19 protein-coding genes and 1 pseudogene are annotated in these 21,722 nt (G+C 63.5%); 14 read left to right on the forward strand and 6 right to left on the reverse strand.

Features of this window, described 5'->3' with window-relative positions; all coding sequences use genetic code 11:
* The first annotated feature begins 89 nt into the window (after positions 1 to 89).
* The 4 genes from VK804_RS02360 to VK804_RS02375 are packed head-to-tail and all read left to right on the forward strand — an operon-like array spanning position 90 to position 3,967.
* Complete coding sequence (locus VK804_RS02360) at positions 90 to 1,988, forward strand: ABC transporter permease (RefSeq protein WP_325367417.1); 1,899 nt, start codon at positions 90 to 92, stop codon at positions 1,986 to 1,988.
* Positions 1,985 to 2,776 (forward strand): ABC transporter ATP-binding protein, encoded by a 792-nt coding sequence (locus tag VK804_RS02365; protein WP_325367419.1) that lies wholly within the window; start codon positions 1,985 to 1,987, stop codon positions 2,774 to 2,776. Before VK804_RS02360 ends, VK804_RS02365 begins: the two co-directional genes overlap by 4 nt.
* Complete coding sequence (locus VK804_RS02370; protein ID WP_325367421.1) at positions 2,773 to 3,477, forward strand: ABC transporter ATP-binding protein; 705 nt, start codon at positions 2,773 to 2,775, stop codon at positions 3,475 to 3,477. The genes VK804_RS02365 and VK804_RS02370 overlap by 4 nt, the downstream gene beginning before the upstream one ends.
* Positions 3,478 to 3,511: 34 nt before the next feature.
* Entirely contained in the window at positions 3,512 to 3,967 is a 456-nt protein-coding gene (locus VK804_RS02375) for a MarR family transcriptional regulator (RefSeq protein WP_325367423.1), read from the forward strand.
* Between the two features lie 10 nt (positions 3,968 to 3,977).
* Here VK804_RS02375 and VK804_RS02380 read toward each other — a convergent pair whose 3' ends face one another.
* The 5 genes from VK804_RS02380 to VK804_RS02400 form a co-directional block, all read right to left on the reverse strand.
* Positions 3,978 to 5,174, reverse strand: coding sequence for an amidohydrolase family protein (locus tag VK804_RS02380; protein WP_325367425.1), 1,197 nt, complete (start codon positions 5,172 to 5,174; stop codon positions 3,978 to 3,980).
* A 561-nt stretch (positions 5,175 to 5,735) separates the two neighbouring features.
* Positions 5,736 to 5,927 carry a hypothetical protein gene (locus VK804_RS02385; RefSeq protein ID WP_325367427.1) on the reverse strand — a complete coding sequence of 64 codons (192 nt, stop codon included), beginning with the start codon at positions 5,925 to 5,927 and terminating at the stop codon, positions 5,736 to 5,738.
* A gap of 209 nt (positions 5,928 to 6,136) precedes the next feature.
* A complete protein-coding gene (gene upp / locus VK804_RS02390; RefSeq protein WP_325367429.1) occupies positions 6,137 to 6,766 on the reverse strand; it encodes a uracil phosphoribosyltransferase in 630 nt (209 codons plus the stop codon).
* 17 nt (positions 6,767 to 6,783) lie between these two features.
* Positions 6,784 to 8,028 carry a URC4/urg3 family protein gene (locus VK804_RS02395; RefSeq protein WP_325367431.1) on the reverse strand — a complete coding sequence of 415 codons (1,245 nt, stop codon included), beginning with the start codon at positions 8,026 to 8,028 and terminating at the stop codon, positions 6,784 to 6,786.
* An 11-nt stretch (positions 8,029 to 8,039) separates the two neighbouring features.
* Complete coding sequence (locus tag VK804_RS02400) at positions 8,040 to 9,287, reverse strand: GTP cyclohydrolase II (RefSeq protein ID WP_325367433.1); 1,248 nt, start codon at positions 9,285 to 9,287, stop codon at positions 8,040 to 8,042.
* 467 nt (positions 9,288 to 9,754) lie between these two features.
* Between VK804_RS02400 and VK804_RS02405 the strand changes: the two genes are divergently transcribed.
* Positions 9,755 to 10,687, forward strand: coding sequence for an N-carbamoyl-D-amino-acid hydrolase (locus tag VK804_RS02405; protein WP_325367435.1), 933 nt, complete (start codon positions 9,755 to 9,757; stop codon positions 10,685 to 10,687).
* A gap of 50 nt (positions 10,688 to 10,737) precedes the next feature.
* Here the strand turns inward: VK804_RS02405 and VK804_RS02410 are convergent, their stop codons facing one another.
* The gene (locus tag VK804_RS02410) at positions 10,738 to 11,400 is read right to left on the reverse strand and encodes an aspartate/glutamate racemase family protein (protein ID WP_325367437.1); all 663 of its coding nucleotides are present in this window, start codon (positions 11,398 to 11,400) and stop codon (positions 10,738 to 10,740) included.
* Between the two features lie 146 nt (positions 11,401 to 11,546).
* On the opposite strand from VK804_RS02410, the gene hydA reads away from it, so the two are divergent.
* The 9 genes and pseudogenes from hydA (at position 11,547) to VK804_RS02455 (ending at position 21,696) form a co-directional block, all read left to right on the forward strand.
* Entirely contained in the window at positions 11,547 to 13,016 is a 1,470-nt protein-coding gene (gene hydA / locus VK804_RS02415; protein WP_325367439.1) for a dihydropyrimidinase, read from the forward strand.
* Positions 13,017 to 13,042: 26 nt separating this feature from the next.
* A complete protein-coding gene (locus VK804_RS02420; RefSeq protein ID WP_325367441.1) occupies positions 13,043 to 14,029 on the forward strand; it encodes an NAD(P)-dependent oxidoreductase in 987 nt (328 codons plus the stop codon).
* Positions 14,020 to 14,781 (forward strand): SDR family oxidoreductase, encoded by a 762-nt coding sequence (locus tag VK804_RS02425; RefSeq protein ID WP_325367444.1) that lies wholly within the window; start codon positions 14,020 to 14,022, stop codon positions 14,779 to 14,781. Before VK804_RS02420 ends, VK804_RS02425 begins: the two co-directional genes overlap by 10 nt.
* A pseudogene (locus VK804_RS02430) lies at positions 14,778 to 14,957 on the forward strand (NAD(P)/FAD-dependent oxidoreductase); the annotation flags it as partial. The gene VK804_RS02425 and the pseudogene VK804_RS02430, both read left to right, overlap by 4 nt.
* A 194-nt stretch (positions 14,958 to 15,151) precedes the next feature.
* Complete coding sequence (locus tag VK804_RS02435) at positions 15,152 to 16,768, forward strand: ABC transporter substrate-binding protein (protein WP_325367446.1); 1,617 nt, start codon at positions 15,152 to 15,154, stop codon at positions 16,766 to 16,768.
* 12 nt (positions 16,769 to 16,780) lie between these two features.
* Positions 16,781 to 17,812, forward strand: a complete 1,032-nt coding sequence (locus VK804_RS02440; RefSeq protein WP_325367599.1) for an ABC transporter permease — start codon at positions 16,781 to 16,783, stop codon at positions 17,810 to 17,812.
* Complete coding sequence (locus tag VK804_RS02445) at positions 17,809 to 18,657, forward strand: ABC transporter permease (protein WP_325367448.1); 849 nt, start codon at positions 17,809 to 17,811, stop codon at positions 18,655 to 18,657. Before VK804_RS02440 ends, VK804_RS02445 begins: the two co-directional genes overlap by 4 nt.
* Positions 18,654 to 20,396, forward strand: coding sequence for an ABC transporter ATP-binding protein (nikE, locus tag VK804_RS02450; RefSeq protein ID WP_325367450.1), 1,743 nt, complete (start codon positions 18,654 to 18,656; stop codon positions 20,394 to 20,396). Before VK804_RS02445 ends, nikE begins: the two co-directional genes overlap by 4 nt.
* Positions 20,397 to 20,703: 307 nt before the next feature.
* The gene (locus tag VK804_RS02455; RefSeq protein WP_325367452.1) at positions 20,704 to 21,696 is read left to right on the forward strand and encodes an ABC transporter substrate-binding protein; all 993 of its coding nucleotides are present in this window, start codon (positions 20,704 to 20,706) and stop codon (positions 21,694 to 21,696) included.
* Positions 21,697 to 21,722: the final 26 nt, after the last annotated feature.

A 21,722-nucleotide genomic window follows, 5' to 3' on the forward strand; every position in this document is an offset into this window, starting at 1 on the left:
TCACCCGGATCGCTGACGCGATCCGACCGGCACGCGGGGAGAGGTGAAAGAGGGCCTCATTCCGAGGAGCATTGTGAACCGGACCGCCGATGGCATTCTATGTCGTTCAGTTCCTGACCGGTCTTGCCAGCGCCGCGTCGCTGTTCCTGGTGGCCTCCGGGCTGTCGATCATTTTCGGCGTGACGCGCATCGTCAATTTCGCGCATGGCGCGTTCTACATGCTCGGCGCCTATGTGGCGTTCACGCTGACCGAGCGATTTTCCGGCGCCATCGGATTCTGGGGCGGCATCGTCGCCGCCGCCTTGATCGTTGCGGTACTCGGCGTGCTGGTCGAAATGCTGCTGCTGCGACGGATCTATCACGCGCCCGAATTGTTTCAGCTGCTCGCGACCTTCGGCCTGACCCTGATGGTCGAGGATCTCGTGGTGCTGATCTGGGGACCGAGCGACCTGCTCGGCCGCCGCGCGCCCGGTTTCAAGGGCGCGGTCGATTTCTTCGGCCAGAACGTTCCGAGCTACGACCTGTTCCTGATTGTGCTCAGCCCGGTGGTGCTCGGCTTGCTGTGGCTGATGTTCCGCCGCACGCGCTGGGGCGTGCTGGTGCGCGCCGCGACACAGGACCGCGACATGGTGGCGGCGCTGGGCGTCAATCAGAAATGGCTGTTCACCAGCGTGTTCGCGCTTGGCGTCTTCCTGGCGGCGCTCGGCGGCGCGCTGCAGATTCCGCGCGATGCGGTGCATCATGCGCTTGACTTGCGCATCATCGTCGACGTCTTCGTGGTGGTGGTGATCGGCGGACTCGGCAGCATCGTCGGCGCCTTTGTCGCAGCCGTACTGGTCTCCGAACTCAACGCCTTCGGCATCCTGATCTTTCCGAAGATCTCCATTATCCTGGTGTTTCTGGTGATGGCGGCCGTCCTGATCGTTCGGCCGTGGGGTCTGTTCGGCAAGCCGGAGGCCGCCGCGCGTCGCACGCCGGGGCTTACGGTAAATCCGTGGCGGCCGCTGAGCTCCAATCAGCGCCTGGCGGCGATCGCCGCGCTGGCGCTAGCCGCGGCGTTGCCGTTGATCGGTGGCAATTACGCGCTCACCGTCGGCTCCGAGACCGCCATCTTCGTGATCTTTGCCGCCAGCCTGCATTTCCTGATGTCGGCCGGCGGCCTCGCCTCGTTCGGCCATGCTGCCTATTTCGGGCTCGGCGCCTATGGCGTTGCGCTGCTCGCCAAGCTCGCCGGCCTGCCGATGATCGTTTGCCTGTTGCTCGGCCCGCTGCTGGGGCTCGCGGGCGCCATCCTGTTCGGGTTCTTCGCCGTGCAATTGTCCGGCGTGTATTTTGCGATGCTGACGCTGGCCTTCGCGCAGATCGTCTGGTCGATTGCGTTCCAATGGGTGGAGGTGACCGGCGGCGACAACGGTATCCTGGGCGTATGGCCCGAGAAGTGGGCGGCGAGCCCATCGCATTTCTACTGGCTGTCGATCGGCGTGGCGGCGCTTTCAGTCGCGGCGCTTCGCATCATCGTATTTTCGCCTTTCGGCTACGCGCTGCGCGCCACGCGCGACTCGCCGCTGCGCGGTGAGGCGATCGGCATCGACGGCAAGCGCATCCAGTGGACCGCCTTCATGATCGCCGGCACCTTCGCCGGAATCGCCGGCGCGATGTTCGCCTATCTCAAGGGCAGCGTGTTTCCCGACGATCTCGGCATCTCGCTTTCGGTCGATGCGCTGGTCATGGTGCTGCTCGGCGGCGTCGAGACCGTCTCCGGCGCGGTCGTCGGCGCCATCGTCTACAAGGCGTTGTCGATCTGGCTGGTGAGCCAGACCGACCTGTCCAAGCTGGTGCTCGGCGCGTTCATCGTTGTGATCGTGGTCGCCTTCCCCAAGGGCATCGTCGGGACGCTGCAGACGCTCCGAAATCGCCGTCGGCCTCGATCGCCCAAGCCAGCCCCTGATTCCGCCCTTGTCACGTCAGGGATCGAGACCGCCGAATGAGCACCGCGCCCACACTGTTGTCGGTCGAAGGCTTGAGCAAATCCTATGGCGGAGTCCATGCCGTGCGCGGCGTGTCCTTTGCGTTGCAGGCTGGCGAAATCCTGGCGCTGATTGGTCCCAATGGCGCCGGCAAGAGCACGTGCTTCGATATGCTCAACGGCCAGACCACGCCAAGTTCAGGCCGGATCCACCTGCTCGGTCAGGACACCACCGGCAAGAGGCCGCGGGCAACCTGGCGTCTCGGCGTCGGGCGCACATTCCAGATCACCGCGACATTCCCGACCATGACGGTGCGCGAGAATGTCCAGGTCGCATTGCTGTCGTTTCACAGCCGGTCGTTCAATCTCTGGACGTCGGCGCCACGCTTCGCGCGAGACGAGGCCAGTCGCTTGCTGGAGCTCGTCGGCATGGGCGGCTATGCCGAGCGGCCATGCGGCGAACTCGCCTATGGCGATCTCAAGCGGCTTGAGCTCGCCATCGCGTTCGCCAATCAGCCAAAGCTGCTGCTGATGGACGAGCCCACCGCCGGCATGGCGCCGCGCGAGCGGATCGAGCTGATGCGCCTCACCGCAGGCATCGCCCGCGAACAGGCGATCGGCGTGCTCTTTACCGAGCACGACATGGACGTGGTGTTCGAGCACGCCGACCGCATCCTGGTGCTCAATCGCGGCAGCTTGATCGCGGAGGGGTCTCCCGAACAAGTGCGGAGCAACCCGCAAGTGCGTGCGATCTATCTCGGTGATGGCCTGGTTTACGACGCCCGCCACCGTGAGGGAGCGGGCGCATGAAGCTCTCCGTCGACGGGTTGAACAGCTATTACGGTCCTGCGCATATCCTGTTCGATATTGCGATCGAGGTCGGCGAAAGCGAGGTGGTGGCGCTGCTCGGACGCAACGGCGCCGGCAAGTCCACCACCTTTCGTTCCATCGTCGGCCTGGTCGAGCAGCGCACCGGCCGGATCGTCTTCGAAGGCAAGGATGTCTCGGATCAGCCGACCCATGTGATCGCAAGCCGTGGCCTCGGCTACGTGCCGGAGGAACGCCGCATCTTTACGGACTTGACGGTCGACGAAAATCTGGCGGTCGGCCGTCAGCCGATCCGGCCGAATACGCCGCACTGGACCAGGGAGAAATTGTTTGCCCTGTTCCCGAACCTTGGCGAGATGCGCGGCCGCGCCGGCGGACGCATGAGCGGGGGCGAACAACAGATGCTGACGATCGCCCGGACTTTGATGGGCAACCCTTCGCTGGTGCTGCTCGACGAGCCGTCGGAAGGATTGTCGCCCAAGATCGTGGAGCAGATGGTCGACGCGATCCTGACCATGAAGAAGGAAGGCGTCAGCATGATCGTCTCCGAACAGAATTTGCATTTCGCGAGGCTGATTTGCGACCGTGCCTATATCATCGAGCGCGGCCGCATCTGCTTCAGCGGCACCATGAGCGAGCTTGACGCGCGTCCGGACATTCGCGACGCGCATTTGGCGCTGTGATATCGGCGCCAGGAAACAGGGGCGGGGGACGCAAATGACCAGAGCTGTTTCGGCCAGGCGAAGCGTCAAGCCTTCGCGGCCGGCCTATTTCCTGGAGGAGCAGATCGGCTTCATCCTGCGCCAGGTGTGGCAGCGTCACGCCACCATCTTCGCGCGGGAAATCGGCATCAACCTGACGCCGACGCAATGGGCGGCTTTGGCAAAACTTACCGAGACCGGGCCTTGCTCGCAGAACCAGCTCGGCCGGCTGACCGCGATGGATGTCGCCACCATCAAGGGCGTTATCGACCGGCTTACCGCCCGCGGGCTGACCGAGACCGGCCCCGATCCCGAAGACGGCCGCCGCCTGCTCGTTAGTCTGACGCGCGCGGGTCGGCAGCTGGCGGAAAAGGCCATTCCGAATGCGCACGCGATCACGAAGGAAACGCTCGCGCCGCTCGATGCGCGGGAGCGCGAGACGCTGGTCGCGCTGCTGAGCAAGTTGCGGTGATCTGCCGGACCTAATGCCCGACCACCATCGGCACTTTGGTTGCCGGGGGCGTGTTGCGGCTTCGTTGCGTACGTACGATGCCGTCGATGATGGTCATGCCGATGCCCGGGAGGTCGCCGAGTCGTACGCTGTCGAGGATGGTGTTGCCGGCGGAATGCTGCGCCCTGTCCATGATGACGAAGTCGGCCGAGCGCCCGACCTCGATGAGGCCGCAGTCCAGCGCCCGCATCCTGGCGGTATTGCCGGTCGCGAAGCAGAACGCGATTTCAGCCGGCACCTCGCCGAGCGACGACAACAGCGACACCATGCGCAAGATCCCGAGCGGCTGCACGCCGGAACCCGCCGGCGCATCAGTGCCGAGGATGACGCGATTGAGGTCGCCCATTTCGCGCGCGATCCGCAGCGTATAGAGCGCTGAACGCTCATTGCCGTTGTGGACGAGTTCAAGGCCACGCTTGCAGCCCTCGCAGATGCAGCGGATCTGGTCGTCGGGCAGGGCGGTGTGACCGCCGTTGATGTGGCCGATCACGTCGGTATCGGCCTCCAGTACCACGTCCTTGTCGATCAGGCCGGAGCCGGGGATCGACGGGCCACCGGTGTGGATCGTGCTCTGGATGCCGTATTTGCGCGCCCATCCCACCATCTTGCGGGCGGTGGGACCATCCTTGACACCGCCGAGGCCGACCTCGCCGAGCAGCTTGACGCCGGCCGCGGCGAGTTCCTTGAAGTCTTCCTCGACCATTTCGGTTTCGATGACGGGCGCGCCGGCATGAACCTTCACGCCGCCGGGGCGCAGCGTCCAGAAAGCGCGCTGTGCAAAAACGGCCATCGCCTTGAGGCCGACGACGTCGCGCGGGCGACCGGGCATATGGACCTCGCCCGCGGAGATCATGGTGGTGACGCCGCCGTGCAGATAGCTGTCGATCCAGCCGATCTGGTTTTGCCGCGGCGTCCAGTCGCCCGCGACGGGATGCACATGGCTGTCGATCAGGCCCGGTGTGACGGTGGTGCCGTTGGCGTCGACAATAGTCGTCGCGCCCTCGGCGTCGACATCCTTGGCGCGGCCGATGGCCCTGATCTTGCCGTTCTCGGTCACGATCGTGTCGGCGTCGAGGATCGGCTTCTCCAGCGCACCGCTCAACAGCAGGCCGATATTGCGGATTACCAGCCTGGTCGCGCCGGCGGCCTGCGGTTCATCGTGAGCCATGGATCTTCCTTCTCGTTCGGCGTCTTCGTGCCGAGGGCATTTTGCGCGCGCCTTGATGCCGGGATCAAGGTGGATTATTCATTTGCATACAAGCAAACTTATTCGCACCAATGGAATGGCGCAATTGGTAGTACCGCTCGCGCCTGAGAACGATCGCGTCATGATTTGCTTCAATCGGTATTAGTTCATGACGCGCAAGCGCCGTTACTCGGCAAGGTTTTTGAAGGCAATCACGTTGGGCCGGGTCATCGCGTGGGCGAGAAGGAATTGGCACAACGCGGAATAACCGTGACGGGCGGCGCTGACGTTCTTTCCAATACGCTGCGGAGTGGCGCGTCGCAGCGCGACATGAGCGACGCTGCTGTTATTGGATGACACGAGAATGTGCGCCGTCGCTCCAAAAGCAAATCCCTGCCGGTTGCAACCGACAGGGATGTGCAGGAAAGATGGCAAACGGCTAAAGGAGCTAGGTGGCTCGCCAAGGACCTGACGTGCTATTGAAGCTCAAGCCATCGAGTTGCTCAAGAGTATTATGTAGGCGGCCAAAGTGCCTTGTATGCATCAAGCCAGTTTGATGAATTTCTGGGCTGCAAGCTGAGCTTCTGACTCGGACGCGTAGTCATCTGGCGTCACGACGCTACGCACCTTATCGACCCCGACGCCCATTCCGCCACCCGTCGGGGTAATGGCCGCGCGCCAGCGCCCTGGTTTTCGCTCGTAGGTGACTATCGAAAACTCGGAGATGTCAGCCATTGACTTGCCTCGGAATACAGGCCCACGCCTGCTTAAACGCCTGAATGAGATTGCGGCCCTTGCCGCGCCAGTTCACGATATTACGAATGTTTGAGCAGCCGGGTTGCTGCTGGATTTTGTCGGTGCCCGCGCCTGCAAATCTCGTATCGAAAGGGGGTTCCGCCGACTGCAGCGGTCGATAGGGCGTTCTGCGACTGCCAAGCGTCAGGCTACCTGGTGCCATAGGCACGGTCGCCGGCGTCGCCGAGACCTGGCAAAATGTAGGCGTTTTCGTCCAACCCTTTGTCGATCGCCGCGAGCCAGATCGGAACGTCCGGGTGAATGCCACGCATGCGCTCGACACCTTCCGGTGCGCCGATCAGGCATACCAGTCGAATGTCGTTCGCGCCGCGCTCCTTCAGCCGGTCGACCGCGGCGACGGCGGAGTTCGCCGTTGCCAGCACCGGGGAGATTACAATCACCAGACGCTCGTGCAGATCGCTCGGCGCCTTGAAGAAATATTCCACGGCAACGAAGGTTTCCGGTTCGCGGTAAAGACCGATATGGGCGATCCGTGCGGTCGGGACCAGATCGAGCATGCCTTCCGCAAAGGTCACGCCGGCACGAAGCACCGGCGCGAACACGAGTTTCTTGCCCGCGATCTGCGGCGACTTCATGTGCGCGAGCGGGGTTTCGATTTCGATATCTGCGAGCGGCAGATCACGGGTGACTTCGTAGCACAGCAGCATCCCGATCTCCTTGAGGAGTTCGCGAAACGACTTGGTCGAAATGTCCTTCTTGCGCAGCAGCGTCAGCTTGTGCTGCACCAGCGGATGACTAACGATCGTGACGCCGTCCATGATGCTGATCCCTGTTGCTAGAATACGGTGCCGTCGCTGATGACTTTTACGGGAGGCGAAGCATCAGCGCGGCGTTCGCGTGCCAGCAACCGGCCTGCGGCCCAGGTCCCGCCCTCGAGAACTTTCGCCAGCGGCATCGAGGTGGCGTCGAGCCCAAGCCGTTTCCGCACGGAATCGGCGAGGCCGTCGAGCAGCGCTACCGTCAGCGCGCGCCATTCAACCACCAGCGACGAGGCCACCTCGTGCGCCCGCTGCGCAGCTTCAAAATCGCGAAACCTGAGCACGCCGGTATCGACGAACAGTCCGCCGTTGCGATATTCGGCCAGCCCGGTGAGGCCGTCGATATCGGTCACGCGGATGCCGGCGGTTTGCAGCGGCTCGATCAGCGAATAGGCCAGCCATTGCGAGAGCTTGTGCAGCGGCATCAGGCCGCTGGTCGCATCCGCGCTCGTCAGCGAGGAATGCTTCCAGCAGTCGCCGAGCGCGATCCCGCCCAGCGTCAGCCGCGATGGCCAGATCGGCCCGAGCTGTTGCAGCAGTTCGGCCAGAATCGTCGGGGCGGGTAGCTCCACGCCATCTGCCAGCAGAGCAAGTCGATCGAACAGGCCGCCGGGGCGCGGTGTGTCGCGGCTGGCGAACACGTCCGGCTTCGAGGCCACCAGCGCGCCGAGGCGGCGTAACAGTTCGGCGCGGCCTGCAATGCCAACCAGCGGATTGACGTCCGAGACCTGCAGGCCGTGCTCGAGGTTCGCAACGGAAATATTTGCAAGCACGCCGGCATCGACCCGCAAGGGATGATGCGGATCAGCCGAGAACGCGCCGGCAGCGAACATCGCAAGGCTCGCCAGTCCCAACCCCTCCGAACGTCCGACCGTTGATCCGGTGATCGGATCGCGGTAGCGCCACGATGGACCGGCGCCGGCGTCGAGGAAGACGCTGACGATGGCCAGATCGAATTCGGCACGCGCACGGGCTGCGCGATCGGGCCAACTGGTCCGCTCAGCCATGGTCGCCCAGCGATTGTCCCCGTTCGTCACAAAATGCCGCCAGCGTGAATGAAACGGCACATCGAGCGAGGGATAGGCCTTGCGCGTTGTCTTGAGCACCAGTTCGACCGCAGAGTCCATGCGATCGAGGTCGATACGGAAGTTCGGAAGCCTGCCTTCAAGGCCGATCGCGAGCATGCGGTGCGCGCGCTCGCGAACCGCCCTGGCACTCAACAGTGATAAAGCGGCCGACGTCTCCGGATTTGCAAGGGACACTGCCGCGCTCTCTATGTTTCGAGCGGGCGGCCAACCGGGCTGATCGGGTCCTGCTGCGGCTCCGGCGTGTAGTAACCGGCGGCCTTCTTTGCCGCGATTTCCACATGCGCGTCGGCGGGCACAAGATCGTCGGGAATTGGCACGCGTTCGACGATTTCGATGCCCTGGCTGGTCAGCGCATCGTGCTTCATGTCGCTCATGGAAACGAAGCGGTCGATGCGCTTTAGGCCGAGCCAGTGCACCACATCCGGCATCAATTGCTGGAATCGGGCATCCTGCACGCCGGCGACACATTCGGTACGCTCGAAATACTGGGCCGCGGCATCGCCGCCTTCCTGGCGCTTGCGTGCGTTGTAGACCAGGAATTTTGTGACTTCGCCGAGTGCGCGACCCTCTTTGCGATTGTAGATGATGATGCCGAGGCCGCCGGTCTGTCCCGCGCGCGCGCATTCCTCGATTCCGTGAAGCAGATATGGGCGGCAGGTGCAGATGTCCGAGCCGAACACATCGGAGCCGTTGCATTCGTCATGCACGCGGCAGGTTATCCTGGTGCGGTGGTCCGGCAGCCTGGTGACGTCGCCGAACAGGTAGGCCGTGGTGCCGCCGATCGGCGGCAGAAAGACCTGCAGATCGGGCCGTGTCACCAGTTCCGGAAACATGCCCGCGGTCTGTTCGAACAATTGCCGGCGCAGGTTGTTTTCGGTGGTTGCGAAACGCTCCGCCAGGCCCGGCAGGTACCAAACCGGGTCGATCGCGATCTTGACCACGGAGATGCTTCCATTCTTGTGAACGACCTCGCCATCTTGCTTGAGCCGGCCGGCCTCGATCGCCGCCTGCAGTTCCGGCAGGTCAAGACGCGCGCGGGTAACGGCGATACTCGGACGGATATCGATGCCTTCGGCGATCTCGGCTGCGAAGTTTTCCGCGGCGAGATGTCCCCACGGGTCGAGCGAAACGATCCGCTGCGGATCGGCCCATTGCGGAAACGGCCCGATCGTCGCGGCGGGATGGGTGTTGGTGAGATCCGGACGACGGATGGGATCGAGTGCGCCCGACGACACGGCGAGCGCACGATAAACCGAATAAGAGCCGCCATGGCTGCCGATCACGTTGCGATCTTGCGGGCGCGACACAGTACCGATCACCGGCCCGCGTTCGCGTGCGCTGGCGGCGCCCCAGCGGATCGGGAAGTTGAGCTTGGCACCCGGCGCCGGGTGCGAGGTGATACGAATATGGTCAACCCGATTGGAGCGAGTCATCATGGACCCCCAAATGGCGACGGCCCGCCTAAGCAGACGGGCCTGATCACCAACGATAAAAATTAGTAGCGCGGCCGCGGCCGGACCCGGCACTATAGCCAAATCGCGGCCGAACACAACCGCGATTCGAATTCGACTGCCGTTGGGCCGTCCCGGCCGTTAACTTTTTCGGCGTGCTTATTCGCGGCGGTGGCGAATATTCGACGCACGGCGCGGGTCAGGATATGTCGCCTGCGCGAATTGACGGTCTTGATCTTATCAGGAAACTGCCGATGGCCGCCGATGGGCCAGCATCGGAGATGCAGAACAGACCTGCGCCACGGCGGCCCTTCGCCGGAATTGACTTTGGATGAACCAAGACTCTAACTGCTGACTCTGGTCGGCCGACGTCCTCCGAAGGACGAAACCCGCAAGCTGCGTTATATTTATGCAACCTCGCCTCATTGGAAGCACCCAGGAAGCTGTTTATGCGCGTCATTAATGTCGCCGCCGCCCAGATGGGTCCTATCCAGAGGGCCGATAGCCGCGAAGCCGTCGCCAAACGCATGATAGCGCTGATGGATGAAGCAAAAGCGGCGAGCGCCGACCTGATCATCTATCCGGAACTGGCCCTCACCACATTCTTTCCGCGCTGGTACATGGAGGATCAGGCCGAGGTCGATGGCTGGTTTGAGCGGGAGATGCCGAACGCGGCGACCATGCCTCTGTTCGAGCGGGCCGCGAGATACCAGATGGCCATGAGTTTTGGTTATGCCGAACTGACGCCGGACGGACATCATTTCAACACCTGCATCCTGACCGACAGATCCGCTCGCATCATCGGAAAATACCGCAAGGTTCATCTGCCGGGTCACTCGGAGTTCGATACCGAACGCGCCTTCCAGCACCTGGAGAAACGCTACTTCGAACCCGGCGATCTCGGCTTCAATGTGTGGCGCGCGCTCGGCGGCATCTTTGGCATGGCGGTGTGCAACGACCGCCGCTGGCCGGAGACCTATCGCGTCATGGGCCTGCAAGGCGTCGAGATGGTTTTGCTCGGCTACAACACGCCCTCGGTCAATTCCCAGAACAGCAAGGAGGGGCCCGAGAAACGGCTGTTCCACAATCGGCTGTCGGTGCAGGCCGGCGCCTACCAGAATTCGACATGGGTGGTTGCCGTCGCCAAGGCCGGGGTTGAGGATGGCTTTCCGTTGATCGGCGGCAGCCTGATCGTCGATCCCGACGGTGAAATCGTCATCGAGGCCAAGACCGAACAGGACGAGCTTTTGCTTCATCCCTGCGATCTCGACGCCACCGTGTTCGCCAAGAAAACCATCTTCGACTTCGCCCGCCACCGCCGCATCGAGCATTACGGGCTGATCACCAGCCGCACCGGCGCGGTGCCGCCTCCGGAAACGTGAATGTCCGGTATGTCCTTTCGCAACGGTGCAGGCGAGTCGTCCGACGCAAGTCAGTGATGGGAGAACTGCACCGTACCCAGCGCCATGGTCACGGCCGCCTGTGTCGGGTCGATCACGGGAATACCGAGTGCCTGCTCCAGCGGTCTGCGGTGACGCGCCATGCCGGCGCAGCCCATCACGATGGCGCCGGCGCCATCTTCCTCCTTCAGGGTGCGCCCGACCTCGATCATTTTGGCGAGCGTTCCGTCGCCCGACGCGGTCTCGGCCACGCTCATGTTGAGCGGCCGCTCCCCGGTCAGCCGATCCATCAACCCCATCTGCCTGAGATAGCGGATATGCCGGCGTATCGAGCGCTGCGCGGTCGCAATGACGCCGAAGGTTTCCGCGCGCGCCAGCGCCGTAAGCACGCCGCATTCGGCGATGCCGAATACCGGTCGATCCGTTCCTTCGCGGCAGAGGTGCAGGCCGGGATCACTGTAGCAGGCGATAACGAAGGCTGCCGAATGGTTGTCGCTCTCGATGCGGCGGCGCAGCGGCATCGCCACGCTGTCGACATCGGCCTCGCTCTCGATACCGTAAGGCCCATCCGCCAGCGTCTCGCAGACGATCTCCGGTCCGCCCTCAAAGCCGAGCGGCTTCAAGGCGTCCTCCAGCCCCTGCGTGACGAGGCGGTTGGAATTGGGATTGATGACGAGAATGCGCGGCCGGGACATCGGGTTTTCCTGCGGACTAAGCAATCACCGTGCCATCCAGTGACGCATGATCCGCTGTCTGTTCCCTAAACGCAATGGAGCGCAAAGTCACTATCTGTGCTTCCATGCGGGGCAACAAGACTTGGTAGTTTAGTTGGGAGTTTGGCATGACCGAGCCTGCTTATGACCTCGTGATCCGCGGCGGACGTGTCGCGACCGTGAGCGACACGTTTGAGGCCGATGTCGCCGTTTCCGGTGAGACCATCGTCGCCATCGGCCGCGGCCTGCCGGGCGGGCGGCGCGAGATCGATGCGCGCGGCAAGCTGGTTCTTCCGGGCGGTGTCGACAGCCATGCCCATATCGAGCAGCTTTCGGCCGCAGGCATCATGAACGCCGATACGTTCGAGAGCGCCACCGTCTCGGCAGCCTTCGGCGGGACCACCACCGTGATTTCGTTCGCGGCTCAACATGTCGGCATGAAGCTGCCGCAGGTGCTCGAGGACTATCATGCACTCGCAAGACGCGGCGCGGTCATCGACTATGCCTTTCACATGATCATCGCCGATCCGACCAGGGAGACCCTGGAGACGGATCTGCCGGCGCTGATCCGGCAGGGCCATGGCTCGATCAAGATATTCATGACCTATGACCGGCTGAAGATCGAGGACGAACCGCTGCTCGACATTCTGTTGGCGGCGCGCGACGGCGGCGCGCTGCTCTGTGCCCATGCCGAGAACCACGGCATGATCTCCTGGATGGTCAAGCGGCTGATCGCGCGCGGCTATACCGATCCCAAATATCACGCCATCAGTCATGCGCGGATTTCGGAGGCCGAAGCCTTCAACCGGCTGATCGGCATGGCCGCGCTGCTCGATCAGCCGATCATGATCTTTCACGTGTCGACGGCGGAAGGCGCCAAGGTGATCCGCGACGCGCGCGGGCAGGGCCTGAAGGTCTACGCCGAAACCTGTCCGCAATATCTTTTTCTCGCCGCCGACGATCTCGACAGGCCGGGCATCGAAGGCGCCAAATGGATGTGCAGCCCGCCGCCGCGCCGGGCCTCCGATCAGGAGGCGCTGTGGCAGGCGCTTGCGCTCGGCGATCTGCAGACCGTTTCGTCCGATCACGCGCCGTATCGGTTCGACGAAAGCGGCAAATTGCGCGCTGGCCCCAATGCTACTTTCAAGCAGATCGCGAACGGTCTGCCGGGCCTGGAAGTACGTTTGCCGCTGCTGTTCGACGCCATGGTTTCCAGGGGTCGCCTGGGGCTTGAAAAATTCGTCGAACTGACCGCGACCGCGCCGGCAAAGATCTACAACCTGCATCCGCGCAAGGGCTCGATCGCCGTCGGCGCCGATGCGGATATCGCGATCTGGGACCCGCAGCGCGAGGTCACGCTGAGCGACGCCATGATGCACGATCTCGCCGGCTACACCCCTTTCGCCGGCCGCAAGCTGCGTGGCTGGCCGGTCACCGTGCTATCGCGCGGGCGCGTCATCGTGGCGGACGGCAAGCGCTCGGTCGAAGCAGGCTCCGGCCGCTTCCTGGCACGTAGCGGAGGCGAGGCGGCGAAACCAACCGGACGTCTGGTGTCGGATATGGATCCGGAACAGAATTTCGGTGCGAGGCTGCTGTGAGCGCCACGATGTGTTCGGATTGAGAAATGAGAATCTTGATCTTCGGCGGCGCCGGTTTCGTTGGTCTCAATATCGCCACGACACTGCTGGCGCGAGGCCATGCAGTCACATTGTTCGACCGCGCGGCCCTGCCGCCCGCCGCGCGGAAAATTTTTGCTCCCCATGTCGATCGACTGACCGCCGTCCAGGGCGACGTCACCGATCGCCAGGCCGTGGAACAGGTAATCGCCGCGGGTTACCAGGCGATCATTCTCGGCGCCGCGGTGACCGCCGGTCCGGAGCGCGATGCGGCCGATCCCGAGACCATTTTGCGCGTGAACCTGCTGGCCCAGTTGCCGATCCTGACCGCGGCGCGGGCTAACGGCGTTGTACGCATCATCAACCTGTCGAGTGGCGCAGCCTATGGTACCAATGCATTCCGGAACATGCCGCTGGAGGAAGAGACGGCCTGCGATCCGGTTTCGCTTTACGCCATCACCAAATTCGCCTCCGAGAAAGTTGCGGCCCGTCTGGCCGCACTCTGGCAGTATGAGATCATCAGCGTGCGGCTGAGCGCCGTGTTCGGGCCCTGGGAGCGGACCAACGACGTGCGTGACACGCCAAGCGCACAGGCGCAGATTTTGGCCGCCATGCAAGAGGGGCGCGATGCCGTTCTGCCGCGCCCGGGCGTCAGGGACTGGATCTATGGGCCGGATGTCGCGGAAGCCGTGACCTTGCTGATCGAGGCCGCAAAGCCCAGGCATCGGCTTTATAACATTTCAACCGGCGTGGAATGGTCGGCGCTGCAATGGGGCCAGGAGTTGGCCGCGCTGCATCCAGGCTTCGTTTGCCGGCTGGCCGAAGCCGGCGAAGCGCCGACCGTCGACCTGCATGGTCCCGTCGACCGTGCGCCGCTTTCGATCTCCCGCCTGGCGCAGGAGTTCGGCTGGCGCGCGCGGTTCGGCTGCGCCGATTCGGCGGCCGATCTGAACGCTTGGTGGCAACGGCATCGAGAGGACCCGACATGCGACTGAAAGGGCGGACGGCGATCGTAACCGGGGCCGCGTCCGGCATCGGCCGCGCCAGCGCGTTGATGTTTGCGCAAGAGGGCGCATTTGTTGCGCTGGTTGATCGCGATGCCGAGGGGTTGCAGCAAACGCTGGCCGCCATCGAAGGCGCGAACGGTGAAGCGTCGGCGCATGTCGGCGATGTCGGCGCGGCCGGTTTCGCGCCAATTGCGGTTGGCGATATCATGGCGCGGCGCGGCCGGCTCGACGTGCTGATGACCGCTGCGGGCTTTTCCTGCGGCGGTACAGTGCTGACGACCGATCCCGCCGATTGGGACGCGGTGTTCCGCACCAATGTCGGCGGCACATGGCTTTGGTCGCGCGCTGCCGTGCCCGAGATGCAGCGGCAGGGCTCCGGCTCGATCATCACGCTCGCTTCGCAACTGGCGATCGCCGGCGGCAGGAACAACAGTGCCTACATCGCCGCCAAGGGCGCGATCGTCAGCCTGAGCAAGACGATGGCGCTCGATTTTGCTACTGACGGCATACGCGTCAATACGATCGCGCCGGGCGCCATCGACACGCCGATGCTGCGGCGCAGTTTTGCCCGTTACGCGGACCCTGAACCGGTGCGTGAAGCGTCCCGCAATCGGCACGCCATGAGGCGATTTGGCAACGCCGACGAGGTGGCGGAGGCCGCGCTCTATCTTGCCAGCGATGCGTCTTCCTTTACGACAGGCACCGTGATGGTGGTGGATGGCGGTTGGCTCGCGGCATGAACAGCGCCCTTACAGCTCTCGAAGCCCAGGTTTGCGCCGACCTCGCCGGGACCGCGCATCCGGATGCGAAGTGGCTTGTGCCGAGGCAGGCGCTGGATGGTGGGTCGGCCCTGGACGTACTTGTGGTCGGCGCCGGGCAGTCGGGCCTCGCGACGGCCTTTGGGCTGATGCGCTCGCTATGACGCGCCTCAGGCGGTCGTCGAGTGGCAAAGACCGGCCATGGGCGAGGGGCATTGAACGGTGTATCGTCAGGCGTTGGGGTGGTTGGCGCGTACCTGCCGGGATTGGCATTACCGGCGTTGCAGGTTGGCATATCCCTTGCTTCGAATTGGTGTTCTGGGAAAATAAACCAAAATAGGGAACAGGATCGATGTCCGTTACAGGATCCAAGCCTCTGCTTTCAGTGGTTGTCTCGATCGCGCTTTCACTGGCTGCCGGATCGGCGCAGGCGCAAACGCGCGCCGAAACGCTGCGCTACGTGACCGGAGCATCCGTCAATACGCTTGATCCGAATATTCCCGGTTCCACCCGCGAATCCTTTGCGGTCAGTCTCAGCACCTATGACCGGCTGGTTTCCTTCGGCCGCAAGCAGCTCAACGGCAAATGGGTGTTTGATCTCGACAAGATAACGGGCGAACTCGCGGAAACCTACGACGTCAGCCCGGACGGCATGAAGATCATTTTTCACCTGCGCAAGGACGCCAAGTTCCAGGACGGTACGCCGGTCACCGCGGAAGACGTCAAATGGTCGCTTGACCGGGTGGTCACGGCGCCGGTCCTCGGCAAGGCGCAGCTGCTCACGGGTTCGATGACCAGCGCCGACCAGTTCAGGGTGATCGATCCCTTGACCTTCGAAGTGACGCTGCCGAAGCCGGACAAGCTTGCCCTGCCGAATCTTGCGACCGTCTATCCCATCATCATCAACTCCAAACTCGCCAAGGAACATGCGACGGCCGATGACCCCTGGGCGACGGCGTGGCTGAAGGAACATATGGCCGGCAGCGGCGCCTATGTGATCGAAACCTTCAAGCCGGGCGAACAGGTGACCATGACGCGCAACGAGGCCTGGAATCGCGGTACCGCCGACAAGGCAGCGTTCTTCAAGCGGATCATCATACAGTCGGTGCCGGAGCCGGCGACCCGCGCCAACCTGGTCGAGCGTGGCGACGCCGATATCGTCGTCGATCTGCAGGCCAGTGACATCCAGTCTCTCGAGGCCAAGGGCAAGCTCAAGGTGATCTCGACGCCACAATACAATTCCGTCACCTTCGTTTCGATGAACAACCAGATTCCGCCCTTCGACAACGTCAACGTGCGCCGTGCCATCGCTTTTGCGCTACCCTATGACGACATGTTCAAGGCAGCACTCTTCAGCCGCGGGTCGCCGCTGTTCGGGGCGACCTGGGCGGATGGCAAGCCATCGAGCGGGGCCTATCCGATTCCGCAGCCGGTAAAGCTCGACCTTGAGAAGGCCAAAGACTACCTGAAGGCGGCAGGCCTCCCGGACGGCTTCTCGACCACGTTCAGCTTCAATGTCGGCCAGGCGTCGACCGCCGAACCGATGGCTGCGTTGGTCAAGGAATCTCTCGCCAAGATCGGCATCAAGGTCGATATCCAGAAGCTGCCGGATGCGCAGATGTCGACGCAGATCAATGAGAAAAAGCTTCCCTTTTTCACCGAGGGCATCGTCGCCTGGCTACCCTCGACCGATTATTTCTACCGCAATTTCTACACCGGCAATCAGCGCTGGAACTACTCATCGATCGACGATCCAGAATTGGTGGCGATCGCGCAGGAAGCCCGTTTCGAACCTGACAAGATCAAATACGAGGAAGACGGCAGGAAGCTCAACGCCATCCATTTCAGTGAGATGCCGCAGATACCGCTGTGGCAACCGAGCCAGGACGCGGTGATGGCGCCCTCGATCGAAGGCTACACCTATCAGTTTCATCGTCAGGTGGATTACCGCGATCTCAGTCGCAAATAACCGGTCGGCATGATGGCGGCTTTTGGCGCAACCATGATACGGGCGGGCAGGCGGTTCCTGTCCTCGCTGCCGGCGCTGTTTGGCGTGCTCGTGTTCACCTTTCTGTTGATGCGGGTGCTGCCGGGGGATCCCGCGGTATTCTTCGCCTCCGGGCCGAATGCCGGCAAGGAGGAGATCGAGACCATCCGCAAGCAGATGGGCCTCAACAAGCCGGTGCCGGAACAACTGGCGCTTTACCTCTATGACGTCGGCCGCGGCAACCTGGGCAGGTCGATGATGACCGGACAGCTGGTCACGAAAGACCTGCGAGAGCGGCTGCCGGCCTCGCTCGAACTCACCTTCACCGCATTGCTGATCGCGCTGGTGTCGGCGGTACCGCTCGGTGTGCTGGCGGCGCTGAAATCCGGTTCCGTGATCGATCACGGTGTGCGCCTGTTCTGCGCGCTCGGCGTCTGCGTCCCGACTTTCGTGTCGGGCTTGCTGCTGATCTATGTCTTCTATTACCTGCTCGGGCTTGCGCCCGACCCGACCGGCCGGGTCGATATCTTTGCGTCGCTGCCGCCGTCGCGGACCGGCTTCCTGTTGATCGACTTCCTGCTAGCCGGCGATTTCGAGGGATGGTGGGCCGCCTTCAGGCAACTGATCCTCCCGGCGCTGACCATGGCGCTGTTCGTGGTGGCGCCGCTGGCGCGCATCACCCGCGCCTCGATGCTGGTGTCGCTTGGCAGCGATTTCGTGCGCACCGCCCGATCCGTCGGCCTGCCCGGGTGGCGCATCGTCGTCACCTATGCGCTGCGCAACGCCATCCTGCCGGTCATCACCATCGCCGGCATCGTGTTCTCGACCATGCTCGGCGCCAATGTCCTGGTGGAGAAGGTGTTCTCCTGGCCCGGCGTCGCCTCCTATGCGCTCGACGCACTGCTTTCTTCCGATTATGCGCCGGTGCAGGGTTTTGTACTCTTGATGGCGAGCGTGTTCGTGATCGTCAATCTGGCCGTGGATGTTCTCTATGGCATCGCCGATCCGCGGGTGACAATCGGATGACCGGCGCGACGCTACGCCACGCCGGCTGGATCCTGCGCGGCAACCCGCTCACCGCCGTTGCCGCCACCGGCGTTCTGCTGCTGACGCTCGTCGCCGTCCTGGGGCCCTGGGTCGTGCCGTATGACCCGATCGTCTCGAATGTTTCGCAAGCGCTGATGCCGCCGAGCGCTGCACATATCGCCGGCACCGATCAACTCGGCCGCGACGTGTTCAGCCGCCTCATCGTCGCAGCAAGGCTCGACCTTGCCATCGCCGTCTCGGCGGTCGGAATCTCCTTTGCCATCGGCGCCGTCATCGGCGCGCTCTGCGGCTACGCCGGCGGCAAGCTCGATCGCGGTGTCGGTCGCTTCGTCGACGTGCTGATGGCGTTTCCGCTTTTCGTGCTGGCCATGGCGATGGTCGCAGCACTCGGCAACCGCGTCGAGAACATCGTCATCGCAACCGCCATCATCAATCTGCCGTTCTATATCCGCTTCGCGCGGGCCGAAGTGAACGTCCGCCGCAATCTCGGCTGGGTCGAAGCGGCGCGCGCTTGCGGCGACAGCCACGTCTCGGTGGTGCTGCGCTTCCTACTGCCCAACGTGCTGCCGGCCATGGCGGTACAAATATCGCTCAATCTCGGCTGGGCGATCCTCAATGCCGCCGGACTTTCCTTTATCGGCCTCGGAGTGAAGCCGCCGACGCCGGAGTGGGGCATCATGGTTGCGGAGGGAGCGCGCTTCATTTCGACCGGCAAGTGGTGGCTGGTCGCCTTTCCCGGCCTGGCGCTGATGCTGGCGGTCTTGTGTTTCAACCTGCTCGGCGACGGGGTCCGCGATATCCTCGACCCCCGCATGCGAACATGACCCAATCGCTGCTGGCACTGAGCGACCTGCACGTCACCTTCTCGACGCGACGCGGCCTGGTCGAGGCGGTGCGTGGCGTCACGCTTTCGCTCGCTGAGGGCGAGATGCTTGGCCTCGTCGGCGAGAGCGGCTCGGGCAAATCCGTCACCGGTTTTGCGATCACGCGGCTGCTCGATCGGGCCGGGCGGATCACGGCAGGCCATATCCGGTTTCGCGGGCAGGACATCACGGGGATATCGGGAAGCGATTTCCGCGCGCTTCATGGGGCCGCGATGGCGATGATTTTCCAGAATCCGCGTGCGGCGCTCAATCCGATCCGCGCCGTCGGCGATCAGGTCGCCGATGCCATCTCGGCCCACAAGCGAATTTCGCGAGCCGAAGCGCGCGCCGAGGCGCTGGAGCTTTTGCGCGCTGTGCAGATTCGCGATCCCGAAAAGCGCTTGTCGGCCTATCCGCATGAACTCTCCGGCGGCATGTGCCAGCGCGTGATGATCGCGATGGCGATTTCCTGCAATCCGGCGCTGCTGATCGCCGACGAGCCGACGACCGGGCTTGATGTCACGACCCAAAAGGTCGTGATGGATCTTCTGACCGGCATTGCGGCCGAGCGCGGCATGGCGACCATCCTGATCACCCATGATCTCGGTCTCGCCGCCCGCTACTGTCGCCGCGTCGTTGTGATGGAGCAGGGGCGCCTTGTCGAAGAGGCCGAGCCACGGGTTCTCTTCCGCGCGCCGCAGCACCCCTACACCAGGCGCCTTGTGGCGGCTTCACCCACGGCGAGTTCCCGTATCGCGGACCTGGTGACGGAAGAGGAGCGAGGGCGATACGTTGCGACAAGAGTTGCGCCGAGACCGCCGCCTGCGCCGGGCACGCCCCCGTTGCTTGAGGTGCAGAAACTCGGGAAGCGTTTCGATCAGGGCTCGGCCGCGGTAGCGGAATTCTCGATGGCGATAGGCGCCGGCGAGAGCGTCGGCCTGGTCGGCGAATCCGGCTCCGGCAAGAGCACCACCTCGCGCATGATCTGCCGGTTGATCGACCCGAGCGAGGGGGAGATCGTGTTCGAGGGACAATCGATCGGCCATATCCCGGCGCGCGACTTCCACCGGTCGCCGTTTCGCAAGGATATCCAGATCGTCTTTCAGGATCCGAACGACAGTCTCAACCCGCGCTTTACCGCCTTCGACTGCATCGCGCATCCGCTGCTGCGGCTGGGCGGTATGCGCCCGGGCGATGCGCTGCGGCAGCGGGTGGAGGAGTGCGCAGAGCGAGTCGGACTGGGAAGCGAATTGCTGACGCGCTTCCCGCATCAACTCTCGGGCGGCCAGAAGGCCCGCGTCGGCATCGCCCGCGCCATCGCTTGCCGGCCGCGCCTGCTGGTGCTTGATGAGCCGACGGCGGCGCTCGATGTCTCGGTGCAGGCAGTGGTGCTGCAACTGCTCGACCGCCTGAGGCGCGAGGATGACCTCGCTTTCCTCTTTGTCAGCCACGACCTCAACGTCGTTCGCATGATGTGCGATCGGACGATCGTGTTGCAGAATGGCCGCATTGTCGAGCAGGGCGAAAGCCGCGCCATGTTCGATAATCCTCAAACGGCCTATACCCGCGAGCTGGTCGAAGCCGTCCCGCATATCGAGACCGGCGCCGTTGCCATCGCGATTGGCCCGGAAACGGCAGCGCCTGTCGCTCACGCCGGCCAGTCGGCCTGGGATTCTACCGTTCCGACCACTCCGCAATAGCGTCACGCAGATCGGCGCGGGAGGCCGCTTCGCAAAGTGATGGGAAAGCCGCTGGCGCTCCCTAGCGGAAGGAAATTCATGAGGCAAAATTCCGATTAAGGGCGGTCTCAACGTCGTAGCCGGCGAACAATCGCAAGCCGAACGCGTGGCCGCCATGCGGGTGAACGTTGAGCCCGGACCGCAGCCAAAATGACGCGATTGACCCAATCGAGACATCGGCCGCCGGATTTGCTGTGATGCACGACAGGCGTCGCTCCCGATGTGGTAACATCAACGCGTTCAGAATCTCGGCAGGAGGGGAAGTGTCATGAGGCGGCGCGAGTTCACCAGGCTGCTTGGCGGTGCCGCCGTGGCGTGGTCGGTTGCGGCCCACGCGCAGCAAAGCGAAAGGGTGCGCCGGATCGGTATCCTGACGTTCTCCGCCGAGAGCGACCCGGAAGGGCAATCCTCGGTCGCGGCGTTTCGAGAGGAGCTTGGCAAGCTCGGCTGGATCGAGGGCCGCAACCTCGAGATCAACATTCGCTGGGCGGCAGCTGATCTTGAGTCGATGAAACGATTCGCAAAGGAACTCGTCGCGATCGAGCCCGACTTCATTCTGACGAGCAGTACGCCCGCTACCGCTACCATGCTGCAAGCGACCCGCACCATTCCCATTGTCTTTGTGATCGTCGCCGATCCCGTCGGCAGCGGTTTTGTTGCGAGCCTGCCGCGGCCGGGCGGCAACGCCACCGGTTTCTCCCCTCTCGTACGATCGCTCGGCGGCAAATGGGTCGAGCTGCTCAAGGAGATGGTGCCGCGGCTTGCCCGGGTCGTGTTATTGTTCAATCCGCCGACGGCGACTTTCATCGAAGGTTTTGTGGGCCCGTTCAAATCCGCCGCGGCCGCGATCGGCGCGGAGGCGATTATCGGTCCCGTCAACGACATGCCGGACCTCGAATCCCTTATTGCCACGGAGGCACGCGAGGCAAACAGCGGCCTCGTCGTGATACCGGACGCCTTCACGATCCCGCATCGCGCGGAGATCATCGCGGTGGCGGCCCGCCACCGTGTTCCTGCCGTTTACTGGTCCCGCTCGTTTACCGAACTCGGCGGCCTGATCTCCTACGGTCCTTACATTGTCGACGAATACCGGCGTGCGGCGGCGTATGCCGATCGCATTCTCAAGGGTGCAAAACCGAGCGAGCTTCCGGTCCAGGCGCCGGTCAAGTTCGAATTGGTGGTCAACCGGAAAACCGCCGGGTCGCTCGGGCTTGACGTGCCGCCGTCGCTGCTCGCCGCCGCTGACGAGGTGATCGATTAGCCGCGCTCTTGCTGAGGTACTTGAGT

Origin of the sequence: Bradyrhizobium sp. (genome assembly GCF_035484855.1) — a bacterium.
Lineage (GTDB): Bacteria > Pseudomonadota > Alphaproteobacteria > Rhizobiales > Xanthobacteraceae > Bradyrhizobium.